Annotated in this window: 18 protein-coding genes; 3 read left to right on the top strand and 15 right to left on the bottom strand. The window is 38.1% G+C overall.

Going from position 1 to position 24,022, the window contains the following annotated elements; translation table 11 throughout:
- The first annotated feature begins 78 nt into the window (after positions 1-78).
- Complete coding sequence (locus BUC12_RS02255) at positions 79-531, top strand: type I restriction enzyme HsdR N-terminal domain-containing protein (RefSeq protein WP_062175855.1); 453 nt, start codon at positions 79-81, stop codon at positions 529-531.
- A gap of 11 nt (positions 532-542) precedes the next feature.
- On the opposite strand, the gene BUC12_RS02250 is transcribed toward BUC12_RS02255, so the two are convergent.
- The 10 genes from BUC12_RS02250 to BUC12_RS02205 form a co-directional block, all read right to left on the bottom strand.
- Positions 543-1,670, bottom strand: a complete 1,128-nt coding sequence (locus BUC12_RS02250; RefSeq protein ID WP_062175542.1) for a metallophosphoesterase — start codon at positions 1,668-1,670, stop codon at positions 543-545.
- The gene (locus BUC12_RS02245) at positions 1,667-2,785 is read right to left on the bottom strand and encodes a metallophosphoesterase (RefSeq protein WP_062175541.1); all 1,119 of its coding nucleotides are present in this window, start codon (positions 2,783-2,785) and stop codon (positions 1,667-1,669) included. Before BUC12_RS02245 ends, BUC12_RS02250 begins: the two co-directional genes overlap by 4 nt.
- Positions 2,786-2,870: 85 nt before the next feature.
- Positions 2,871-3,548, bottom strand: coding sequence for a zinc metallopeptidase (locus tag BUC12_RS02240; protein ID WP_062175540.1), 678 nt, complete (start codon positions 3,546-3,548; stop codon positions 2,871-2,873).
- Between the two features lie 122 nt (positions 3,549-3,670).
- Positions 3,671-4,948, bottom strand: coding sequence for an adenylosuccinate synthase (locus BUC12_RS02235; RefSeq protein WP_062175539.1), 1,278 nt, complete (start codon positions 4,946-4,948; stop codon positions 3,671-3,673).
- Positions 4,949-4,965: 17 nt separating this feature from the next.
- Positions 4,966-5,454 (bottom strand): Fur family transcriptional regulator, encoded by a 489-nt coding sequence (locus tag BUC12_RS02230; RefSeq protein WP_062175538.1) that lies wholly within the window; start codon positions 5,452-5,454, stop codon positions 4,966-4,968.
- 123 nt (positions 5,455-5,577) lie between these two features.
- Positions 5,578-7,155: a SusD/RagB family nutrient-binding outer membrane lipoprotein gene (locus BUC12_RS02225; protein WP_062175537.1), complete on the bottom strand. Its 1,578-nt coding sequence runs from the start codon at positions 7,153-7,155 to the stop codon at positions 5,578-5,580.
- Between the two features lie 15 nt (positions 7,156-7,170).
- A complete protein-coding gene (locus tag BUC12_RS02220) occupies positions 7,171-10,314 on the bottom strand; it encodes a SusC/RagA family TonB-linked outer membrane protein (RefSeq protein WP_062175536.1) in 3,144 nt (1,047 codons plus the stop codon).
- Positions 10,315-10,678: 364 nt separating this feature from the next.
- A complete protein-coding gene (locus tag BUC12_RS02215; protein ID WP_062175535.1) occupies positions 10,679-12,106 on the bottom strand; it encodes a tetratricopeptide repeat protein in 1,428 nt (475 codons plus the stop codon).
- 37 nt (positions 12,107-12,143) lie between these two features.
- The gene (locus tag BUC12_RS02210) at positions 12,144-13,835 is read right to left on the bottom strand and encodes a glutamine--tRNA ligase/YqeY domain fusion protein (protein ID WP_062175534.1); all 1,692 of its coding nucleotides are present in this window, start codon (positions 13,833-13,835) and stop codon (positions 12,144-12,146) included.
- Positions 13,836-13,859: 24 nt separating this feature from the next.
- On the bottom strand, positions 13,860-14,195 hold the full coding sequence (locus BUC12_RS02205) for a hypothetical protein (protein ID WP_139261986.1): 336 nt from the start codon (positions 14,193-14,195) through the stop codon (positions 13,860-13,862).
- Between the two features lie 250 nt (positions 14,196-14,445).
- Here BUC12_RS02205 and BUC12_RS02200 point away from each other — a divergent pair, with 250 nt between their 5' ends.
- Positions 14,446-16,827 (top strand): TonB-dependent siderophore receptor, encoded by a 2,382-nt coding sequence (locus tag BUC12_RS02200; RefSeq protein ID WP_062175532.1) that lies wholly within the window; start codon positions 14,446-14,448, stop codon positions 16,825-16,827.
- Positions 16,828-17,277: 450 nt separating this feature from the next.
- Positions 17,278-19,680, top strand: a complete 2,403-nt coding sequence (locus BUC12_RS02195) for a transglycosylase domain-containing protein (protein ID WP_062175531.1) — start codon at positions 17,278-17,280, stop codon at positions 19,678-19,680.
- An 85-nt stretch (positions 19,681-19,765) separates the two neighbouring features.
- On the opposite strand, the gene queA is transcribed toward BUC12_RS02195, so the two are convergent.
- The 5 genes from queA to BUC12_RS02170 all read right to left on the bottom strand — a co-directional run bounded on the left by queA (position 19,766) and on the right by BUC12_RS02170 (position 23,600).
- Positions 19,766-20,815 (bottom strand): tRNA preQ1(34) S-adenosylmethionine ribosyltransferase-isomerase QueA, encoded by a 1,050-nt coding sequence (gene queA / locus BUC12_RS02190; protein ID WP_062175530.1) that lies wholly within the window; start codon positions 20,813-20,815, stop codon positions 19,766-19,768.
- 21 nt (positions 20,816-20,836) lie between these two features.
- Positions 20,837-21,541, bottom strand: coding sequence for a tRNA pseudouridine(55) synthase TruB (truB, locus tag BUC12_RS02185; RefSeq protein WP_062175529.1), 705 nt, complete (start codon positions 21,539-21,541; stop codon positions 20,837-20,839).
- A gap of 5 nt (positions 21,542-21,546) precedes the next feature.
- Entirely contained in the window at positions 21,547-22,404 is an 858-nt protein-coding gene (locus BUC12_RS02180; protein WP_082141848.1) for an undecaprenyl-diphosphate phosphatase, read from the bottom strand.
- Between the two features lie 63 nt (positions 22,405-22,467).
- Positions 22,468-22,716: a DUF3098 domain-containing protein gene (locus tag BUC12_RS02175; protein WP_062175528.1), complete on the bottom strand. Its 249-nt coding sequence runs from the start codon at positions 22,714-22,716 to the stop codon at positions 22,468-22,470.
- A gap of 5 nt (positions 22,717-22,721) precedes the next feature.
- Positions 22,722-23,600 carry a cell division protein FtsX gene (locus BUC12_RS02170; RefSeq protein ID WP_062175527.1) on the bottom strand — a complete coding sequence of 293 codons (879 nt, stop codon included), beginning with the start codon at positions 23,598-23,600 and terminating at the stop codon, positions 22,722-22,724.
- Between the last annotated feature and the right edge of the window lie 422 nt (positions 23,601-24,022).

Raw genomic sequence — 24,022 nt, 5'->3', positions numbered from 1 at the left:
TTTACACAAAATATGTATACGCCATTACAGAGAAGTTGCGTTGTAGCATATAAAAAATTAATCGACAAAGATAGCAAAATGTTAGCACTTAATCTCCCTGAATACAATCCAAAAATAAAAAAAACAGATAAAATATGTATTTGGGACCCGATCAGGAAGAAGTATGTAGCTTTGACCCCCGAAGAATGGGTCAGGCAGCATTTTGTGAATTACCTGATTACCGAAAAAGGTTATCCGGCATCGTTAATATCAAATGAAATACAAATCAGTCTGAATAACCGTATTAAAAGATGTGATTCGGTAATATATGACAATACACCCTCGCCTTTGGTTATAGTAGAATACAAAGCTCCTGATATACCTATTACACAACAGGTCTTTGACCAGATAGCCCGATATAATATTGTTTTAAAAGTACGCTATCTGATAGTATCAAATGGTCTTGAGCATTACTGCTGCCGCATCGACTATGATTCTCTGAGCTATGAGTACCTTCCGGATATTCCGGAGTATCCGGCATTGAAGAAATAAGAAGTAAGTAGTTATTTTTTGAATTTCAGATTCAATACCACTATCTCCGATATAGTACCGATCCGGTATTGAGGTCCGGCCAATCCTATTCCCGAAGTTACGTATACATGGGTATTATCTTTCTTCTTATAACCATGCCCTACTTCATAAAACCAATTGATAAAGATATTATATGGAAATAACTGTCCGTTATGGGTATGGCCATATAAAGCAACATCTACTTTCTCATTTGATTCTTCAGACAGATTTTTAGGTTCGTGATTCATCACAATTACAGGATAAGCTTTATCGACATCTTGCATTACTTTTGACAAAGATTTACGTTTCGGTGCATGATCGTCTTCGCGCCCTACGACATAGAATTTATCAGCAACTTTTACTGCTGCATCCCGTAGTACGGTCATTCCGGCTTTTTCTCTCAGCCAAGTAATCTTTTCTTCACTATTCAGCCGATATTCGTGATTACCGGTTGAGAGGAATACACCATAAGGAGCTTTTAACCGCTGCAACTCCTGATCCATTTTTTGATCAATCAATGGAGGTAGATCATAATCTATAATATCGCCCACCAACATAATAACATCCGGCTTTTGTTCCATTATCCGGTCGACATACATATTCAATATATCTTTATCAATAAGGTATCCCAGATGCATATCGGCAACCATGACAACACGGAGGCTATCTAATCCTTCGACTTTTTTATCAACTTCCAGAGAGTATTCATTTACTATGGGATGAAAAAAGCGATAATTACCATAACACATAGCCGAGATTACAATCAACAGTGATATAATGAAGTATGGACGGCGCTTAGCAACACGCCCCATCTGCCATGCTTTTATACGTTTTATCCATCGTCCCAGCAACCTCACACCATCATATAGTAGCAATAAAGCAGCAAGATAGCCGATAAGTACCATCCACGATGTACCGATCAAAAGTATCGGTTTGAGTATTTCTACCGGCAATTTGACATTCAAAAAATAACCTATCAAGTATACAATCAGTTCCAGTACAAATAAGGCTGCATAAGGAATCCTGTATACTTTCTTCTCCGGTAGAATTTGCCTTCCGCGAATAAATACATAAATATTGAAAACAAGATGCACAATCAGTGCATTAAAAAATACTTTCATCGGCCTTTCAAATTTACAACTGTATATTCGGATTGCGTCCCTATCCTGAATTTTCCTCCCCAAATACCGATACCCGAGCTAACATAAACGTATGTATCTCCTTTTTGAAGCGATCCGTAAGAGTCTTCATAGATAGCATCGGTTATTAATGAAATAGGCCAGACCTGCCCTCTATGGGTATGCCCTGAAAACTGGAAATCAACACCATTTTGTTCTGCTTCTTCCAGATTGTAAGGCTGATGATCAAGAAGAATTACCGGCTTAGTTTTATCAACCGCTGTCATTAATTGATTTAACGGTTTACGTGCAGGATTTGTTTTATCATCACGCCCTACGATATAAAATGTACTGTCAATAAGTACTGTTTCATCCCGCAGCAATTTAATGTTAGCATCTGCCATAAATTTGGCAGAATTGGCAACACCTGCCATATAGTCATGGTTACCCATCACTGCATAAACTCCATATCGGGCTTTTATTTCCCGGAAATCGGCTGCCAGATCAGCATCTAGAAGGGGGCGTATGCTGTTATCCACTATATCTCCGGCTATCAGGACAATATCCGGCTCCTCCCTGTTTATCAACTTTACCCAGCTTTGCAATTCTTTCTTTCCAATATTATAACCCAAGTGCAAATCACTCAAGGCAACTATCTTTAAAGAATCCTTCTGATACAATGTTTTATTAACGGTTATCGGAAGCTCTACCCTCTCTTTTATTCTGTACTTAAGATAGCCACACAACATCAGCAAACCTATAAAACCAACCATCAGGGCGAAGCTTAGCCAATTATCCTGAGTGTAGTGGCTCAATGTATTCCGGGGTATTAGCCTTGTTGCCCGGACCAAATCGACAACCAGATTATAAATCAGAAAATAAAGAAATATAAATATCCATGATGTTCCGATCGTATACAAGACGGAAGTGACACATATCGGGAAATGCTCTCCTGCCAGAAATGTGAGGAATAATGATCCTATGAGTATTACTGCCAGAATTATTAAACATATGCGGACAATATTACTCGTCGGTATCACCGTCCATGTACGATAAAAGACATAATAGTTTCCTCCCAGAAAGAGTAATAAAAAAGTAACGAAGAAGAGTATTTTCATAACGTGTGTAAAGAGTTGTTTCCTATAGAAGTAAAAAAAAGAGTAACCTGAAAATGTTACTCTCTTTTTCTATCTGAGTTATTAATTATCGTCTGTTCAAAGCGATGAAAATGTAATATATCAATGTTGCCAATGACCCGAGTGCAGCCACAACGTAAGTATAAGCAGCCCACTTCAACGCATCTTTAGCCTTAGCCTTGTTTGAGTCTCTTACAATCCCTGCATTATCCAACCAGGCCAGTGCCCTGCTACTTGCGTCAACTTCCACCGGAAGAGTTACAAAGCTGAATATGGTAGTCAAAGCAAAAAGCCCTATACCAATCCAGATCAAGGCAGGAAATATATTTATCATAAAGATACCTGCCAATAAAACCCACATCACCCATTTTGAAGCGAAACTTACAGCCGGAACCAAAGCCGAACGCATTGTCAAAGGGCCATACGCTTTTGCGTGCTGTACAGCATGTCCACACTCGTGAGCAGCAACAGCAGCTGCAGCTACACTATTACTATGATAAACGCCTTCACTAAGGTTTACAGTTTTATTTGCCGGATTATAATGGTCTGTCAACATTCCGGCAGTAGAAATCACCTGTACATCAAAAATGCCATTATCATGCAACATTTTCAAAGCAACATCCCGTCCTGTCAATCCGCTATCTAATGGTACTTTTGAATATTTTTTGAATTTACTTTGCAACATTGCGGAGATCCCCCAACTCAACAAAGCTATTAATCCAAATAAAATCCATCCTATATACATAAACTTATCATTTTAATTAATAATCTTCTTAATCTTATAAATACCTATTCAAAAGGTATGCCAAAGATAGAGATATTAATTGTTTGAAAATTTGATAATTACTTAAAAAAGTCTAAGACGGATTATGAAAACATCTCATTTCGTATGACAGTTTGCTCACGATCGGGCCCTAAAGATATTATACTGATACTTACGCCCAGTTCTTTTTCTAAAAATGCAACATACTCATTGAATTCATTCGGAAACTCTTCTTCGCTTTGCATTTTGGACATATCTAGTCTCCATCCCGAAAATTCTTTGTAAACGGGAGTCAGGTCTTCCGGCACTTCAAATGGGAACTCTTTTGTTTCTTTTCCGTTGATGTTATATGCAACACATGCCTTGATAGTATCAAATGAATCAAGAACATCGCTTTTCATCATAATTAGCTGAGTAACCCCATTTATCATAATCGCATAACGTAGAGCTACCAGGTCGATCCACCCACAACGGCGAGGACGTCCTGTAACAGAGCCAAATTCGAACCCTAGTTCCCGAAGCTTATCTCCGGTCGAATCAAATAGTTCTGTAGGGAAAGGTCCACTACCAACACGGGTACAATATGCTTTGAAAATACCGAATACTTCACCAATTTTTCTCGGAGGAATACCCAAACCGATACATGCTCCTGATGATACCGTATTGGATGACGTTACAAATGGGTATGAACCAAAATCGATATCCAACATTGTGCCTTGGGCACCTTCGGCTAATATACTTTTTTGCTTGGATAATGCTTCATTCAGAAAATATTCGCTATCGATAAATGCAAACTCTTTGAGTTTTTCGACTCCTTCGAACCATTCTTTTTCTATTTGGAACAACGAACTGCAATTGAATTTATATTGCTTGAGTATCTCCAGATGGCGGGCTTTCACATCCTGATATTTTGCATCAAAATTATGTAAAAGATCTCCGACACGAAGTCCTCCACGACCCACCTTCTCGGTGTATGTAGGACCGATACCTTTTCCGGTAGTGCCTATCTTAGACTCGCCTTTAGCCGCTTCATAACAAGCATCCAGCAAACGGTGCGTCGGGAGAATCAGATGTGCTTTTTTAGAGATCAGCAGACGTTGTGTAAGGTCATGTCCTGTTTTTTCCAGGGAATCCACTTCTGCTTTAAACAAGGCCGGATCAAGTACAACTCCGTTTCCGATTATATTTACTTTATCGCCTTGAAATATTCCGGAAGGGATAGACCTGAGAACAAACTTTTCACCTTCAAATTCGAGGGTATGTCCGGCATTGGGTCCTCCCTGAAATCGTGCAATAACTTCGTATCTAGGTGTAAGAACGTCTACTATTTTGCCTTTACCTTCATCGCCCCATTGCAATCCTAGCAATACATCTGCTTTCATCGTTTCTTTATTGGTATTTATGTATTTTTACTTGATTTATTCTTCTTCTCAGCTTGCTGCTTTTCTTTCAGACACTTAGCACATATACCATATATGTACATACTATAATAACTGACCTTAAATTTTTGGACCTTTTTTTGCTGTGCCGGAGTAAACAGATTTCCATTTTTATACTCCTTTACTTTTCCACAGGAGGTACAGATCAGATGGTCGTGGTTTTCGTTGCCTATTGCCCTTTCATACTGAGATATATTCTCTCCAAACTGGTGTTTTATCAGCAATCCGCAATCAAGCAACAACTCTATTGTATTATAAAGAGTTGCCCTACTTACCCTGAAGTTGCAGGAGTTCATGGATTGAAATAGAGATTCGACATTGAAATGCCCTTTTGTAGAATAGATATGATCGAGTATGGCAAAACGTTCGGGCGTCTTACGATGCCTGTTTTCATTTAAGTATTCGGTGAACCGTATCTTTACCTGCTCTTTTATTTTATTAGCATCCATCTTACCAAAGTCAATATCAACAAATATACACTTTTTTAGGCAATGAACAATTGAATAAAGCAAAAGAAAGACATCCGAATAATCAGATGTCTTTCCTTATATAATATAATTGCAAATTAAAAATTAGCGAGTACCACCAGCCCACCACACAGGCTCAGTATAAACATAATTACCCTGATCGGTGTATAGAACCTTTACATTCTCATTAGCCGTCATTTCGTCTGAACCATATGGTAAACGTAATGGGAATTGTGTTGTATTCTTAGGATTATTTAATGTTATGAAATTCTCCCCTGTGGCTTTTAACCTACGGTAGTCATTATAGGCTTCTACAGATTCACCCGAAGCTCCATAAAAAGCTAAATATTTCTGAATCATTACTTCTTTAAGAGGATTTACATCGAAAAGAGGCTTTACTGATTCGGTATAATATTTAGTACTAATATCTGCATCAAAAGTAACAGGATCTCCTCCAACAAACTCATTTACAGCCGAATTTACTGAATTTTCAAAATTAGCAAAAGCTACAGTAATAGCTTCCTTCAAAGCAGATTCAGCTTCCGTATTTCTACCCAAACGAGCAAGGGCTTCTGCTTTTAAAAATAATAACTCATGATAGCTCAACAGCATTGTTGGTGCAGTAATAGCTAAATCAGCTAGTGAAGTAGAATAATAATACTGAAGTTGCTCAGGTGTTCCATTGGGCGCAATCTTCAATTTCGTTGCATCTGTAACCTGCTCATATGAGTTAATACTAGCATTAAAGTTATAAAAAGTATTATTATAACGAGGATCGTTTCTTTCCAATAACTTATCAACAAGGCTTTGGCTAGCAGCCATATAGTCTCTACTATACGTAAATGAGAACAAAGGGTTTAGTTGAGAACCTCCATCGTACTGAGCAAATTTAAATTCATCTGCTGTACTAGCAAAAGATTTATTTATATAGTCCAGAATATTATTTAAGTCTGTAGTCTTATCAGTACTTCTATTCAGCAATCTCATTGTGTAACGAGCCTTTAAAGCATAAGCAGCTTTTTTCCATTTAGCAGAATTGCCACTATATAGAAAATCTTTTCCTCCCATACTCCCTGTAACACCAGAATCTGATCCATCAAATAATACAATTGCCTCATTCAAATGAGTAAAGATACTTTTATAGATATCTTCTTGCTTATCAACTTTAGGTTGCATGTATTTAGGTGTTCCATCAGCATTTATTTCACCTGCTTCTGTGTATGGAGCATCCCCAAAAAGATCTGTTATGATAGCTGCATTATAAGCTAGCATAACTTTTGCTGCGCCTAAAGTGATATCGTTACCTTCTTCAGCACCACCTTCAGAACATTTCGCTATGATAATCTTTGCTGTTTTAATATTAGAATAGACACTGTTTTGCCATACGTTATTAAATGTACTTCCTAAAGTTGGTTCTCCTGATCTTATTTCAGCATTATACAATTGATTATAAATACCTGTCTCATGCTCTATATAAGATGCCAGATAGAACGAGAAGTCTCCTCCTACAACATTAAAAGCTGTACTCGTACCTAGCTCAGCCATCATAAACTTGGCGTCTGTATTAGATGGATTATTCGGGTTTTTATTGATACCATCCATTGTATCTTCAGAGCAACTGGTTAAAAAAGAACCAGACAACCCTAAAGCTAAAAGATATATAAATAGTTTTATCTTTTTCATTTCAAAATTTCTGTTTTAAAATTTGACATTAACACCAAAACCATAGCTCGATGTCTGAGGTAAAGAGAATCTTTCGAATGCACCACCCATATTGTTATTTCCCTGTGAACTTTCAGGATCTAAGTTTGGCAATTCTGACCAAACAATGATATTACGAGCAAAAGCATTTACAGTAACCTCTAACCAAGATCTTTTAAATACCGGATAACTTACAGCTAATTCTCTCAATTTTATAAATGAGGCATCATAGATAGATGATTCGTCAATATTATTTACATTAACATAATATGTTTGTTTGTCTACTTCTATATCATTTTTAGAACCATCTTCCTTAACGCCGTCAACTACAATCATTTGATCTCTGTTGTCAGTTGCTTTACTTACGCCATAAAGGTTTAACAAGCCGTTTGTTCCACTATACATTTGGCCTCCGCTTTTCCAATCGAAAACAGCACTAATATTCAGCTTTTCGATACGAATGCTTGTATTAAACCCTAGGGTGAAGTCTGGAGAAACATTTCCAATAACCTTAGTATCACCAACCATAGGTAAACCATCCGAATCTACAACCATATTGCCTGCATCATCTCTCTTGTATGAACTACCATATATTACAGGGAATTTATCTCCAATACCAGCTCTTACCTGAGGGGTAACAAAACCACCCAAGAAGATACTATTTACCCCTGGGGCTAATGCATCTACATAATTATCAATTTTTGTCCAGTTAACCCCGAAAGACCAATCGATTAATTTTGTTCTTACAGGATTTACATTAAGGGTAATCTCATGACTATTAGTGTGTACCTTACCTCCGTTCATCTTCATATAACCTGCACCAGTCGAACCCGCCAAAGGCACATCGAAAATCTGGTCTTTTACATTTTGACGAGAGTAAGTATAGCTTAAGCCAAATAAGTTATCCAAAAAGTTTACATCAAATCCTAGTTCATACGATTTTGTATTCTGAGGTTTTAAGTTAGGATCATATATTCTGTAATATGGAACAAATCCACTAACTCCATTTATTGGATATAAGATCGGAGTAAGAGCATAAAAACCACTACCATACTCTGGTTTATAATAGAAATTATCATAATAATCACCAGCCTGACCTACTTCAGCATACGAAGCTCTAACTTTTGCATAATTAACAACACTCTTATCAAATCCACTTAATTCAGACAAAACAAAGCTTCCTGATACTGAAGGATAGAAGAACGACCTGTTATTCCTTGGCATATAAGACACAATATCATTTCTACCGGTAACGGTTAGATATAGCATGTTTTTATATGATGCATTTGCACTTCCAAAAAATCCAACGGTTCTTTTTCTTCTTGTTTCTTCTTTACTATTAGTAACTGTCGCATTTTCCATATGATTCCAGCCGCCGAAGTTATAATCAGCACCATAAGAATAGTTATATTTCTTACGATCCTGTATAAACTCATTTCCTAATATTACATTAAGGGCCCAATCCTCATTGATATTCCAATCATAAACAGCGGTTAACAAGGAGTTTATAGTAACATTTGTCCAAGAATATTCTTCTATTTGACCACTATTATTCGATCCTTTATTTCCATAACCCCACGAATCTGTATAATTAGTTGTATAAGAGTCTGTTCCTATTTGATATTTTAAAGTCAATTTTTGATCCTCTGTATTCATCTTTGTAACATAAGAAGCATATGCATTACCAAAGAATCGATTTGTACGTTCTTTAAAATTATTATTATCTACCGACCAATATGGTTGAGCAAATGATCCACCTCTATAATTATTTTGTTTATACGGATTATTTTCGTAATATCCAGGTATACCTTTTAAATCATAACTTGGAGGAGCCCCATATACAGTAGCCAAAAGAGCATCATTTGCTGTCGGCATTTTTGATATTGAAGAATAAACGAAATTTCCAACAAAACCTGTTGTCCACTGATCTGTCAATTTAGTTTCTGCAGAAAGTTTTGATGTATAACGGTGCATTCCAGTTGTAGGAATAATACCATCTTGTGTAGTACTACCCAGAGAGAATGAATAATTTGACTTATCTGTAGCCTGTACAATATTCAATGAATTATTGAATGTTGTTCCTGTCTGGAAAAAGTCCCTTACATTATCATAAGATTGAGGTGTAGCCCAAGGATCTAATCCTGCATTAGCTCTTTGAGGCACGTAATATTTACCAGACTGCATACCATATTTCTGAGTATATGCGTTATCTGTATTACCACCATAAGTCGCATCATTTGCTAATTCTGAAATCTTAGGACCCCACGCATATGAAGTTAGAGGGTTATACTTTCCTCCTGAACCTTGTGCATATGTAGATTGGAGTTCTGGATAACGAGAAATCTTATCAAAACTAAGTGTACTAGAGAAAGACACCTGAGGTTTTCCTTTTTTAGCACCTTTACCACTTCTTGTAGTGATAATAACCACACCATTTGATGCACGGATACCATACAAAGCCGAAGCAGCTTGTCCTTTCAATATATTAATTGACTCAATATCATTCGGATCAATATCGACTGCACGGTTAGCAAAGTCTGTTCCTGTTACAGATTGATCTGTATCAACATCGGCAGATGAAGCAATAGGCATACCGTCAACTACATAAAGAGGAGTATTGTCTCCTGTAAATGAACGTGATCCGCGGATTGTTATTTTAGACGAAGCTCCGGGCATACCACTTGATGGAGTGATTTGCACACCGGATACTTTACCCTGCAAAGATCCAGCTAAACTAGGATTGGAAGCCTTGATCAAATCATCCGATTTCAAATCTTGAGCAGCATAACCCAATGACTTTCTATCTCTAGAAATACCCATCGCAGTTACGACAACCTCTTCCATCAATTTTGAATCATTTTCTAATACAACCCTAAGATTTTGACCGGCAGCAACCTCTTTTGTTCTCATACCAATTAGAGAAATAACCAAAGTCTTTCTATCAGACGGAATATTAAATGAAAAATTACCATCCACATCAGTCACTGTACCTACTGTGGTACCTTTTGCAACTACCGAGGCTCCAATTACGGTCTCGCCGGTATCATCTACGATAGTACCGGAAACCTTTGTTGTTGTCTGAGCCACTGATAACCCCACACTTGCAATGATGCAAGTCAAAATCATTATCAATTTTTTCATAAACACTACTTTAAATTTACTCAATTACTTAATTTATAATATTTTGCTTAAAATCAACCTGAGAATACATCACATAAATTCACAAAGCAGGGGACAAATATAACAGTTTTTCACAAAAGACACAAAAAAATATAATGTTAGATGTTAGTATTTATCTATTTAAAATAGATTTTAGACATGAAAAGTGTATATTTTTGACAAAAAACAGCATTAATACCCATCATAAATATATCATTTCGTCAGCCACTTCACAGAATTCACTTCGTTAAAGAATAAAAAAGGTTGCAATTTTCACCAATTGCAACCTTCAGATTATCTATTTGCCAAACAGGCATTAATCACTCAATAGTATAAATATCAGCTATTAATATTTTATATTTTTATATAACAGCCTACAATTAAAGGCTTCAGAAAGTCTGTTTAGCAAATATTCTCTATCAGAAATCGATATATCTCTATGCTCATCCTGGTAAAATAACAGAAAGAAATCCCTTAATTCATCATCACTAAACATATCCAATGTAGAGGTATAGTTTTCCTTATCTCCCTTTTCTAAATACAGTAGTGCTAATTTTTTCAGAACAGAAGCAGAAGCATTAATATCTAAAATTCTTTTTTGCCATCCTATGGCTTTATCCAAATCACCTTCTTTCACACTAACAGATACAAGCTTTTCCAACACATCGTCCGAGTCTGACTCTGACTCTTGTAATGTTAATGCCTTCAAATAGAAAAATTCTGCCTTAAGCATATCTTCCTGTTTGTAACTAAGCTCTCCTGCGATCATATTTACCTCAAAGGACTCAGGATCGATCTCTAGCACTTTATCAATAAGCGATTTAGCCTTATCATAGTTTCCTTTCATCAGATATGCATATGCTTTTTTCGATATGGACTCAGTCGTTTCTCCTGCACATCGCTCATATTCATCCAGATATGCCAGCATATCATCAAAGCGCTCCAATTCTAAATACGAATCGGCTAAAGTCAGGTAAATAGTATCATCTTCGGGATATAATGCCAGACATAATTTCAGGACTTCGATAGCCTCTTCTGTTCTTTCTGATAAAATCAAGCAATGCGCTTTTAGTTTGAGTGCACTGAAGTCTTTCTCATCCAATGTAAGAGCAAAATCAAAGGCATCGATAGCATTTTCATAGTCATTATTCAACGAGTACAGTTTCCCCAACATCAACCATGTTTCCAGTGAATAGGGGTCTATATCTAATACTTTATTACAAATACGAACTGCAGACTCAAAGTCGCCCTTAGACTCATAAGCAAATGCTAAATCATCCAACACTTCCCGGTTTTGGGAATCATATTCGAGGCTTTTCTCCAAATACAGCACAGCTTCGTCATAATATTCTGTCTCAAGGTATATAAATCCTAACTCAGACAATATTATTCCTAAATCAGTATCTTCATCGTTCAATACCTCTGTTGTTAGCTGATAAGCTTCTGCGTATAAGCTCATATTCAACAGGCATTCTATCTTCATCAGATACAAATCAAAATTATATGTTCCGAAGTGTGTATTCAGAAAAGTCAATGCCTCACTATATTTTGAATCATAGATCAAGAAGCGGGCATTTTTCAGCATCAAACGCTCGTTTTCGGGATGTATAGCCAAACCTTGCGCTACTATATCGCGTGCAGAATCAAGATCGTCCAGTTTATCATAATATTCAGCCAATTCATCGTATTCATCAGCGTCAAAATAAACGGGTTTACCCGATATGAGCATATGCTCGTACCGGGCAATCAAATCAGAAATATCTCTTTCTGCCATAATCTGTATATAACTTATAAAAAGATAACCATTCAGGTTATTTATCTTTAATCTTACTCCATGAATCTTTTAATGTCACGGTACGGTTAAAGATCAGATGACTATCTGTTGAATCGGGGTCTACATTGAAATACCCGATACGTTGGAACTGATAATTATCCAAAGGCTTCGCGTCTTTCAAGAACGACTCGGCCTTACAACCTGTTTTTATTATTAATGAGTCCGGATTAAGAAACTCACGAAAGTCACGGTCTTTATCGTCTCCCGGGTTTTCGACAGTGAACAACCGGTCATACAAACGCACATCCACATCAATTGCGTCCTGAGTTGACACCCAATGGATAGTACCTTTGACCTTACGGTTACTTTCGGCCATACCACTCTTTGTTTCGGAGTCATATTCTGCATACACTTCCACTACATTTCCGTCATCATCACGTTTACATCCTGTACATTTTACAATGTAAGCATTCTTCAAACGTACCTCCTGTCCGGGTGTCAAGCGAAAATATTTCTTAGGAGCATCTTCCATAAAATCCTCCCTTTCTATAAACAGTTCTTTAGAGAACAGCACTTCATGAGAACCGGACTGCTCATCTTCGGGATTATTTTGTGCACGTAACTTCTCGATTTCTCCATCAGGATAGTTTGTCAATATCAGTTTCACAGGATCTAATACAACCGATGCACGGGTAGCTCTTTTGTTCAAATCTTCTCTAACTGCATATTCGAGCAAAGCGACATCGATCACGCCATCATATTTGGTATACCCTATCCGGTCTATGAAATTGTGGATCGACTCCGGTGTATAACCCCTCCTTCTGAATCCGCAAATAGTAGGCATACGGGGGTCGTCCCAACCTTGTACCAGATTTTCCTTAACTAATTGTAGCAACTTGCGCTTGCTCATCATAGTGTAAGTAAGATTCAAACGGTTGAACTCGTATTGGTGAGGGCGATAATCGCCATCTGCCAACTGGTCTATAAACCAATCATATAATGGGCGGTGAACAACGAATTCAAGTGTACAAATAGAATGCGTAACTCCCTCGAAATAATCACATTGACCATGAGCGAAGTCATACATCGGGTAAGCATTCCACTGATTACCTGTACGGTGGTGAGCCTGCTTGATTATACGATATATAATAGGATCTCTAAAGTGCATGTTAGGGGACGCCATATCTATTTTGGCCCGTAACACCATGCTTCCTTCTGCCAAAAGCCCTTCATTCATCTTTCTGAATAAATCCAGATTTTCTTCTATAGGCCTGTTTCTATATGGACTCTCGGTCCCGGCCTGAGTAGGTGTACCTTTTTGTTTAGCTATCTCTTCCGCCGACTGTTCATCAATATAGGCCTTGCCTTCTTTTATCAGAAGTATAGCAAAATCCCATAGCTGTTGAAAATAATCAGAAGCATAATATACATTCGCCCAATCATAGCCAAGCCATTGTATATCTTCCTGTATTGCGTCAACATACTCCACATCCTCTTTTACCGGATTAGTATCGTCAAAGCGCAAATTACAAACCCCGCCATACTGCTGAGCCAAACCAAAATTCATACATATAGCTTTTGCATGCCCTATATGTAAATATCCGTTTGGTTCGGGAGGAAAACGTGTCTGTAAACGACCTCCGTCTTTTCCTTCTTGTAAGTCTTTCTCTACTATCGCTTCGATAAAATTAAGACTTCTCTTTTCTTCAGTTGGCGTAATTTCTGACATTTGTTCTTTTAATATTTAGGATTCTTATTTTTTTTCGTTTGTCGTTCCTGCTGGTTCAGCCAACGCAGCATCCGCTTCTTCTTCGAGCTTAGCATCTTCTACCCGGGCGCTCTCCTGCAGGTAAGAGTTGTATATTTCGTAAAACTCTTCGAATTTACCCAGATTCTTATACTTTTCCATTATTGCCTGAGCCTCACTATATGCTTTTCCTGCACCCGTCATATCATTCTCAATGGCACACTGGTTGGATATGCGTGACAGGTCTGCCGCTGAGCGTGCATCTTCTTCAATAGAAGGACCTGAACAGGCATACAGGAACGAAGCTAATGATATTGATAATAGTATTGTAAGTAATCGCATCAGATATTTATTTTTTGCAAAGATAACTAAAAACAGTACAAACATATCACATTACAGCCCGAACTTACTAACATTGATTCGTATACAAAAGCTGGAATTTAAGGTACTAAATACCTAATATAGGTGATTAGCCATGTATAATATCCCTATTTTTTGCGATTATCCCGTATAGACATAACCTATACCTTTGCAACCGAATCTAAAAGTTTTTAAAACTTAATTAAAATTTCTATTAATTAAAATATAAATCATGTCTAGAAAAATTCTTTTCTCTCTATTTCTTCTCTTTATTTGTATAGGATACAGCTATGCTCAAAAAGTAAAAGGATATGTATATGACGAGAACGGCGATCCTCTAACTTCTGCAACAGTAGTGATAGAAGGATCAAATCTATCAGCCCTCACCGATGATAACGGAGCTTTTATATTCAAAGGCTTACCAAGAGCAGCAAGAAAAATAACAGTAAGCTACATTGGCTACAAACCTAATACACAGAACCTGGAACAGCGTTCTGATATGCAAAGAATGCGTTTCGATATGGAAGTCAGCAATGCTCTTGCCGAAGTCGAAGTATTTGGTGAACGATATAAGCAACCCGAGAAACTGGATGCTATAACCCGTATGCCTCTTCGTCCAAGTGAGCAGATACAAACAATCTCGGTTATTTCAGAAAAAGTAATCACCGAACAGGGTGCATTAACGATTACCGATGCAGTTAGAAATGTTCCCGGTGTTACTCTTTTCGGATCATACGGTGGTGTTAAAGAGAGTATGTCGACTCGCGGCTTCCGTGGCATACCGGTATTAAAAAACGGAGTTCGTATCGACTCTCAATTCCAGACAGCATCGGGTGTAGCTGATATGCAAGGTGTAGAAAGCATCCAGATGATAAAAGGATCGGCTGCCGTCACTCAGGGGGTTATCACTGACTTAGGAAATGCCGGCGGTGTAATTAATGTTGTGACTAAAACTCCTAAATTCGTAAATGCAGGACAAGTAGACTTACGTGTCGGTAGCTGGGGGCAGGTACGCCCCACATTCGATGTACAATCGGTATTAGACAGCAAGAGAACAGTTGCATTCCGCCTAAACGGAGCATACGAGCGTGCTGACAATTACAGGCCTGTAGTTTCTGCAAATAAAGCATACATCAATCCATCCTTGGAATGGCGACCCGATGACAGAACTACCATAAACCTCGAAATGGATTATCTAAATGCTGATGTTACACCGGTTAGCAGTACTGTCAACTTAGGACCTATATCCGAGGAGAAGTTGTACGATATGCCTCACAGCAAATATCTAGGATTTAATATAGAAAATAATAACACCAGAATCCTCACCTATTCTGCCAGAATCAACCGGATGCTAACTAAGAATTTAAGTATTAGAGCGGCATATTTCAATTCATCATATAATGTGGATAATACATCAAGCGCTTTATCCGACCTTAAGAACCCAACTAACTACGAAGAAAAGGTACGTAAATTATCCAGAAGCTTACGTGACGACAAGAACTCGACTTTTCAGTTAGACTTCATCGGACGGGATGTATATACCGGTTCATTAAAACATACATTCCAAATCGGGTTCGATTACAGAATTGCTGATGCCACAACCACAAACATGGGATCTATAACCGTAGATACAATAAACGTGGTATCCGGTAACATAACGCGCGATCTCCCTAAAGACTATAAGCTGACAGGTGCTACCGATCCTGTGCAAAGTAAATATACAACATATGGTATTATGGCTCAGGAAGTACTTACTATTAACAAATACCTGAAAGCTATACTTGGTTTAAGATACAGTTCGATATCTACTGTTCAGAGCCCTGCCGGAAACGATGTACGTGACGCCTGGGATCCCATGGTTGGCGTAATGATCTCCCCTATCGAGAACATCAACGTATTTGCATCATACACTACAAGTACCAGCCTTCGTTCGGCCGCTAATAAACTGGATAGTGTAACCGAAGCAGGTCCATCCAGAACCAAACAGTTCGAAGTCGGAATTAAATCAGACTGGTTGGACAACAGACTACGTTTCAACTTTACTTACTTCCATATCTACACTGATAACCTGACTAATACCGAATATTATGAAGGAACTACAACAGCTACAGGATATGTATTCAAGGCCGGGGATTTGAAAAGAGACGGTATCGAAGTAGAACTTAACGGACGTATACTTCCTAACCTTCAGGTTATGCTGGGATACTCTTACCTACATGCCAGATACGAAAAAAGCCCCTCTTATGTTAACGGGTCTGCTCCTATGAATGCACCCAAGCATACTGCAAACGGCTGGATTAATTACGCTGTTGACAGAGGTGCTCTCAAAGGGCTATCAGCCGGAGTCGGTGTATATTATGTAGGGAAACGTCCAGTTAATGAATACAGTAATGCATATGATGGCCACAATTACAACCCAGGAGTAAAGCCATTTGATATGCCTGCTTACACTACAGTAAATGCTCAATTGGCATACAAGATAGGACATGTAACTACCCGTGTATTCTTCAATAACATATTCGATGCACTAGGCTACAATTCCTATTACAGAGGAGGTTACATAAACCAGATTGACCCAAGAAATTTTGCAGCTCAAGTATCTTATTCTTTCTAAAAAACTGTATGTAAAATAATATAACCGAAAAAACGGCTCTTTCTATTAAGGGTCGTTTTTTTCATCTATCACCATTAATAGTGATTAAAAGTATGCAAATTCATTATTTATTGCGATTGTAATTACATCAATCCCAACATATCTTTGCATTGTAAGAATAATATACTTGACCAAAAGAAATAAGACTTACTGACTTAATGACAAAATACGCCCGATGTTCTGAATCATTTCATTACATCGGGTGCATTTTTTGTTGCCCGACAGAAATAAACACACCTCTAATCACCTGAAAAACACACCAAAGACAGATACCACAGATCATCTCTTTCTTAAGCTTTTATAAAACTAAATAGATGATACTCGATATTTGAGCGTTTTTGATTAATTTCGCAAGTTGAATAACAGCAATCACTAACAAGCTGTATTTTTATTCATGCTTTTTTAATTCATATGAGCAAAGGAAAGAAAAAAGAAGGTAGTAAGAATAATACCAACCCCAAGTCTAAGAAAATAGTTAAATTTCTTTGGGTTGTATTTGCTGCCATCATTGGGATAACAGGCTTAACATTTGGCCTTATTGCTACAGGCATAATCGGATATATGCCACCTATCGAAGATTTAGAAAATCCGATAGATAAATATGCCTCACAGGTTTATTCCAGCGACAACGAATTACTGGGGACTTACTCTCAAAGTAAGGAGAACCGCATATATTCTAATTATGACCAACTATCACCTTACTTGGTTCAGGCATTGATAGCTACGGAAGATGCCCGTTTTTACGGCCACTCGGGAATAGACTTTTATGCTGTATCCCGTGCTGTTGTTAAACGTGTGATCTTTCAGCAAGAAAGTGGCGGCGGCGGTAGTACAATCTCACAACAATTAGCAAAGCAGTTATACTCCCCTCCTGCAGAGAGTTTTCTTGACCGTATTCTGCAAAAACCTATTGAATGGGTTATTGCAGTTCAACTGGAAAGATACTATACTAAAGAAGAAATCATAAATTTATATCTCAACAAGTTTGACTTTTTAAATAATGCAGTAGGTATCCAGACTGCATCGAAGGTATATTTCAATAAACTACCCAGTGAGTTGACTATCGAGGAAGCTGCAACACTGATAGGTATGTGTAAAAATCCATCGGTATTCAATCCGAAAAGAAGGCCTGAAGCAACCAGAGGCCGTAGAAATGTCGTATTGGAACAGATGTATAAAGCCAACTACATAACCAAGGCCCAATTAGACTCGTTGACTCAACTGCCCCTTACACTTGACTACGTAAGAGTTGATCATAAGGACGGTTTAGCTCCATACTTTAGAGAGTACCTAAGGAAGGTTATGACAGCAAAAAAACCAGACAAAAGTAACTATGCCAGTTGGCAAATGGAACAATATGCAGTAGACTCTACTACTTGGGAGAACGACCCTCTATATGGATGGTGTAACAAGAATACTAAATCAGACGGTAAGCCCTACAGTTTATACACCGATGGTTTAAAAATCTACACAACTGTCGATTCACGTATGCAGACCTATGCGGAAGAGGCTGTCAGGGAACATTTCAGTAAAGAGTTACAGCCATTGTTCAACAAAGAGAAAAAAGGCCGGTCGTATGCACCATTCTCTTCTTCTGTATCTAAGCAAGTTGATTCCCTTATATATAAAGCAATGAAGGTCACCGATAGATATCGCAGTCTGAAAAAAGACGGGAAAAGCGAATCGGAGATACTTGCGATATTCAAAAAGCCTGTGGATATGAAAGTCTTCTCATGGGGCGGAGAAATAGATACGACTATGACTCCCTGGGACTCGATCCGCTACCACAAATCGTTTTTAAGAACCGGATTTATGGCTATGGATGCACACAACGGACAAGTCAAAGCCTATGTAGGAGGGATAGATTTCAAATATTTCCAATACGACATGGTCAATATTGGACGCCGTCAGGTAGGTTCTACCGTGAAACCTTTTCTTTACTCACTATGTATGCAGGAAGGGATGACTCCCTGCGATCAGCTCTTATACGAGCAAAGGGCGTACATTACCGAATCGGGTAAACCATGGAGCCCCAGAGGAGCCCGAACAAGTATGTTAGGTCAAATGGTTTCTGTCAAATGGGGACTGCAAAATTCTGACAATATAGTTACTGCTTATATGATGAGCAGAACAACGCCATATGCTTTAGTAAGAATGCTCCATACTTTTGGCATTACAGGTAAGATCGACCCTGTATTGGCTCTTTCGCTGGGTACTCCCGATGTATCTGTTAGTGAAATGGCCGGAGCCTATACTGCTTTTGCAAACAACGGCATCAGGGTAAACCCGTTATATGTAACACGTATAGAAGATGCTTACGGAAACACAATAGCGACATTCGATTCACGTATGCAGGAAGTATTTAATGAACTTACTGCTGTAAAAATGCTCGACATGCTACGGGCTGTAATGGATGGTGGTACCGGTAGCCGTATCAGATACAAGTACGGATTGAAAGCACCTATGGGTGGCAAGACCGGAACAACGCAAAATAACTCTGACGGTTGGTTTATGGGATTCACCCCCAGTTTAGTTACAGCAACATGGGTTGGTGGCGAAGACAGGTCAATACACTTCGACGGAACGGCACAGGGACAAGGAGCAAGTATGGCCCTGCCTATATATGGGCTGTTCATGCAGAAAATATACGCCGATCCCAGACTAGGGTATAGCGCCGAAGAACAGTTCGCTAAAAGCCCAAGTAATCTCAGCCCTTGCGCAGGTTCGTCCATAGACGAGACCTTAATGGACGCAAATAGCATTCAAAATTCGATGGGAAATGGAGGTATCGATGATATGTTCGACTCATATTAAGAAGCGTAATCCTTAATCAAAATAAAAGAAGCGGGGTTGTGAATATTATTTCACAACCCCGCTTCTTTTTATCTTATGTAGAAATTTACAAAATCAACATGGCATCGCCATATGTTCCGAATTTATATTTTTCCTTTACAGCCTCCTCGTAAAGTTCCATCACACGGTCATATCCTCCAAAAGCAGCGGTCATCATCAATAAGGTTGACTGTGGTAAATGTAAATTTGTTACCATCGAGTCTGCTATATTAAATTCATAAGGAGGGAAGATAAATTTATTAGTCCACCCCTTACTTGATTTTAATTGATTATCTGTACTTACAATTGTTTCGATACTTCTCATTACAGATGTTCCAACCGCACATATCTTAGAGCCACGGGCTTTTGCCTGATTCACTATATTAGCAGCCTCTTCGGTAATTTCCATCTGCTCCGAGTCCATTTTATGTTTAGTCAGATCCTCAACATCGATCTCTCTGTAATTACCCAAACCTGAGTGCAGCGTGATATAGGCGAAATCAATACCTTTGATTTCCATCCTTTTCATCAATTCGCGACTAAAGTGTAGGCCTGCTGCAGGAGCTACAACCGCACCTTCGTTCTTTGCGAATATTGTTTGATATCTTGTTTTATCATCTGCTTCTTCTTCTCTACCCAAATATCGGGGAATCGGGGTTTCTCCTAATGCATACAAAGCTGTTTTGAACTCTTCAGCGGGCCCATCATACAAGAAGCGCAATGTACGCCCTCTTGAAGTAGTATTATCAATCACCTCAGCTACCATAGAGTCATCATCGCCGAAATATAGCTTATTACCTATACGGATTTTCCGGGCAGGGTCAACAAGCACATCCCATAGATGGAATTCTTCATTCAGTTCGCGAAGCAAAAAGACCTCTATCTTCGCTCCTGTCTTTTCTTTATTTCCATAAAGGCGGGCAGGGAATACTTTGGTATCATTAAATACGAATACATCCTTATCATTGAAGTATTCCAAGATATCTTTGAACTGCTTATGTTCTACTTTATCGGTTTTTCGGTTATAAACCAAAAGACGAGCCTCATCCCTGTTTTTTGCAGGATGAGTAGCAATTAGTTCTTCCGGAAAATCGAATCTAAATTGAGACAGTTTCATGTTTTAACTATATTATATTATTCACTCTTTTTCATTATTAACTTGAGATGCCGGGATAAGGTTATCCAAATCTTCCACACTCAAACACTGATCGAGGGTTATATCACCCACCCTTGTACGAATCAGCCCGGTCAGATGTCCTCCCGAATTCAGCGCCGTACCGATATCGCGAGCCAATGCCCTTATATAAGTACCTTTGCTGCATACGACTCTTATCTTTATCGATTGAGGGTCGTACTCCAACAGCTCTATCTCGTCTATAACAAGTATTTTAGGCTTTAGTTCGACATCTTCTCCGTTACGAGCCAGATTATAAGCCCTTTCTCCATTTACCTTACAAGCCGAATACGCCGGTGGAACCTGCTCTATCCGCCCGATAAAAGAGTTTAATGTTTCTTTTACCAGCTCCTCTGATATATGATCGGTCGGATATGTAAAATCTATATCTGTTTCAAGATCAAAAGACGGAGTTGTTGCTCCCAGACGGATCGTCGCAATATATTCTTTCGTCTGAAGCTGAAAGCTTTCTATCTGTTTGGTTTTCCTGCCCGTACAAATAATCATTACACCTGTAGCCAAAGGATCTAATGTTCCGGCATGACCAACTTTCAGTTTTTTCACTTTCAGTCCACGGCAAAGCTTATACCGCAATTTCCGTACCAAATCGAAAGATGTCCAATGTAGGGGTTTATCTACGTATAATATTTCCCCCGAAATAAAATCCATGCAACTCAATTTTGATTCTCGTCTTCGACAGATGTATTATGAACGTATCCTAGTATATATTTATCAATCTTAGTATCGACTTCCATTTTCCCTGAGAAAAGCAAAGCTAATAATATACCTCCGACAATAATTCTATACCAGCCGAACAACTTGAAGCCGTATTTAGACACGTATTCTATAAAGAATTTGATTGCCAGCATTGCAACTATAAAAGCAACAATATTTCCTATAACAAGCGTCATAGCATTATCTTGCAATATAGTCAATCCTTCAGGCTCAAGAATCAATTTCAATAGTTTATATCCGGTAGCAGCAGCCATTGTCGGTACTGCCAGGAAAAACGAAAATTCGGCGGCTGCCCTTCTACTCAATCCTTGTGTCATACCACCGACAATTGTAGACATTGAACGGGACACTCCGGGAATCATTGCTATACATTGGAAGAAACCAATAACAAAAGCATTCTTATAAGTAACTTCTTCTTTGGCATTGGGCGAGTTAAACCACTTATCAACGAACAGCATCAGAATACCTCCCAGCACAAGCATAATGGATACTACTGTTATACTCTCCAGCAGGTCATCTATTTTATCACTGAACAACAGTCCTAGTACAGCAGCTGGAATAAATCCGGCTAATAGCTTGAGGTAAAAAGTCCACGATTGAAAAAAGCGCTTCCAATACAATACAATAACTGACAATATGGCACCAAACTGTATTATAACAGTAAAAGCTTTTACAAAATCGGTACTCTCAACACCTAACAGATGTTGTGCTATAATCATATGACCGGTTGATGACACGGGTAAAAACTCGGTCAAACCTTCAACAATGGCGATAATAATCGTCTCTAATATATCCATTCTTATAATATGTGTGTATATGTTTTAACGAAGTGTTATTTTACTAAACAAAGAGTGCGTTTATCACTTAACAGACGTCTCGTCTGAACTTTTTGCCTTATACAATATTCCTACTATCATCAATAAGAACCCGACAAAGCAAGTCATTGGCGCAACAACAATGCGCCGAGTACTAAATATGTCCGCCTCAAATCCACCTTCGATAGTGGTAGCCGGCCCGGTCATTAGAAAGAAGCCTATTATTACGAGCAAAAATGCCGCGCCACAAATAATGTAGTTTATTTTTCCTAATGCAAAATCTTTCTTGTCCATGAATGTTAGATATGATAAAGATTATTAGTATTCATTCGTAAGTATCTGTTTACAGCAGACGCCGTAGCTATTCCCGGAAGCAAAATACCAAGTAATAACACAATTATATATAAGATTACGAGATATTCGACAGAGACAATGCTTATTATCTCGGGGAATTCCTTTGTCAGGCTGTAAATTAGTGCGGTTATTGCAATATTAGCTATTATGGCGGCTATAACACCATATCCGATTGTCTTGAGGATAAACGGACGCCGGATGAATCCGTCTGTAGCTCCGACCAATTGCATAGTATTGATAAGGAATCTCTTCGCATAAATATTCAACCGTATAGTATTCCGGATCAGGGTAAATGATATGATCATTAGTATCAAAGCCAAAAAGAGCAAACTGGTACCTATCTTTGAAAGATTAGAATTGATCATATTCATAGTATCCTCACTATAAAGGAAACTTTTGACAATCTTCTGACCTTTTAGAGATTTTTCGACAACTTTGATACTATCAACATTTGCATATTCAGCTTTCAGGTTTACATCGAAATAGTTCGAAGCAGGAGTATAGCCAAATATTTCTTCCGGATCGCCTCCTAATTCTTCTACCAAATCCTGCTTTATTTGTTCTTTGCTGATGAATGTCACCGTTCTTACATACGGGCTATCACTTAGTTCTTTTTGTAGTTTTGCAGCTGCATCTTCCGATGTTCCGGCCGACAATTCTATTGTAATGCTTAAATTCTCTTTAATAAAAGAAGATATCTCACGTCCCATCACTGCTACAAATATGGTGAGGCCTAATAAGAACAGTACCAAAGTGATACTGACGGTGGTAGTAACGCCCGATCCAAACAAAGATGATGATCGATATTGTCTATTTTGTGACATCTTTAAATACTCTTCTTTTTAGTTAAATGTATTAGTAAAAACCGATTCTACACAATACGCCCTAAATTGGTGCAAAGAAACAAAATATAATGCTCTTTTACAGCATTATTTCTATTTTAATTATAAAAAACAGCCAAAATAAAGAGAAGTAGATGACTTTTCCCTTACTTCTTCTCTTTTTTGGTAAAAACTCTATAGGTGAACAAATAGAAGACTCTCTTTGTTTTAATGTGCAGCTCCGAGAATATAGTTTTTATTGATAATTAGTAAAAACCAAGTGAGAACAGAGCAAAATAATTGTGTAATATTTAAGACCCAACTATTTTTTAAGGTTATCTTTGTAAAAGAAATAAGCGATAACTAACAGCTATAAGATTTATTGATTGGCTTAAGTTATAAGGTTTATTTATATTTGCACTCAA

Source organism: Indolivaga macrotermitis, assembly GCF_900128985.1.
GTDB classification, from domain to species: Bacteria; Bacteroidota; Bacteroidia; order Bacteroidales; family Dysgonomonadaceae; genus Dysgonomonas_A; species Dysgonomonas_A macrotermitis.
This window is presented reverse-complemented; position numbering and strand designations above follow the sequence as displayed.

Excerpts from the sequence above, each read along its gene's own strand:
- BUC12_RS02255 (WP_062175855.1), top strand. The coding sequence starts at position 79 with ATGTTAGCACTTAATCTCCCTGAATACAATCCAAAAATAAAAAAAACA.
- BUC12_RS02250 (WP_062175542.1), bottom strand. The coding sequence starts at position 1,670 with ATGAAAGTATTTTTTAATGCACTGATTGTGCATCTTGTTTTCAATATT.
- BUC12_RS02245 (WP_062175541.1), bottom strand. The coding sequence starts at position 2,785 with ATGAAAATACTCTTCTTCGTTACTTTTTTATTACTCTTTCTGGGAGGA.
- BUC12_RS02240 (WP_062175540.1), bottom strand. The coding sequence starts at position 3,548 with ATGTATATAGGATGGATTTTATTTGGATTAATAGCTTTGTTGAGTTGG.
- BUC12_RS02235 (WP_062175539.1), bottom strand. The coding sequence starts at position 4,948 with ATGAAAGCAGATGTATTGCTAGGATTGCAATGGGGCGATGAAGGTAAA.
- BUC12_RS02230 (WP_062175538.1), bottom strand. The coding sequence starts at position 5,454 with ATGGATGCTAATAAAATAAAAGAGCAGGTAAAGATACGGTTCACCGAA.
- BUC12_RS02225 (WP_062175537.1), bottom strand. The coding sequence starts at position 7,155 with ATGAAAAAGATAAAACTATTTATATATCTTTTAGCTTTAGGGTTGTCT.
- BUC12_RS02220 (WP_062175536.1), bottom strand. The coding sequence starts at position 10,314 with ATGAAAAAATTGATAATGATTTTGACTTGCATCATTGCAAGTGTGGGG.
- BUC12_RS02215 (WP_062175535.1), bottom strand. The coding sequence starts at position 12,106 with ATGGCAGAAAGAGATATTTCTGATTTGATTGCCCGGTACGAGCATATG.
- BUC12_RS02210 (WP_062175534.1), bottom strand. The coding sequence starts at position 13,835 with ATGTCAGAAATTACGCCAACTGAAGAAAAGAGAAGTCTTAATTTTATC.
- BUC12_RS02205 (WP_139261986.1), bottom strand. The coding sequence starts at position 14,195 with ATGCGATTACTTACAATACTATTATCAATATCATTAGCTTCGTTCCTG.
- BUC12_RS02200 (WP_062175532.1), top strand. The coding sequence starts at position 14,446 with ATGTCTAGAAAAATTCTTTTCTCTCTATTTCTTCTCTTTATTTGTATA.
- BUC12_RS02195 (WP_062175531.1), top strand. The coding sequence starts at position 17,278 with ATGAGCAAAGGAAAGAAAAAAGAAGGTAGTAAGAATAATACCAACCCC.
- queA (WP_062175530.1), bottom strand. The coding sequence starts at position 20,815 with ATGAAACTGTCTCAATTTAGATTCGATTTTCCGGAAGAACTAATTGCT.
- truB (WP_062175529.1), bottom strand. The coding sequence starts at position 21,541 with ATGGATTTTATTTCGGGGGAAATATTATACGTAGATAAACCCCTACAT.
- BUC12_RS02180 (WP_082141848.1), bottom strand. The coding sequence starts at position 22,404 with ATGGATATATTAGAGACGATTATTATCGCCATTGTTGAAGGTTTGACC.
- BUC12_RS02175 (WP_062175528.1), bottom strand. The coding sequence starts at position 22,716 with ATGGACAAGAAAGATTTTGCATTAGGAAAAATAAACTACATTATTTGT.
- BUC12_RS02170 (WP_062175527.1), bottom strand. The coding sequence starts at position 23,600 with ATGTCACAAAATAGACAATATCGATCATCATCTTTGTTTGGATCGGGC.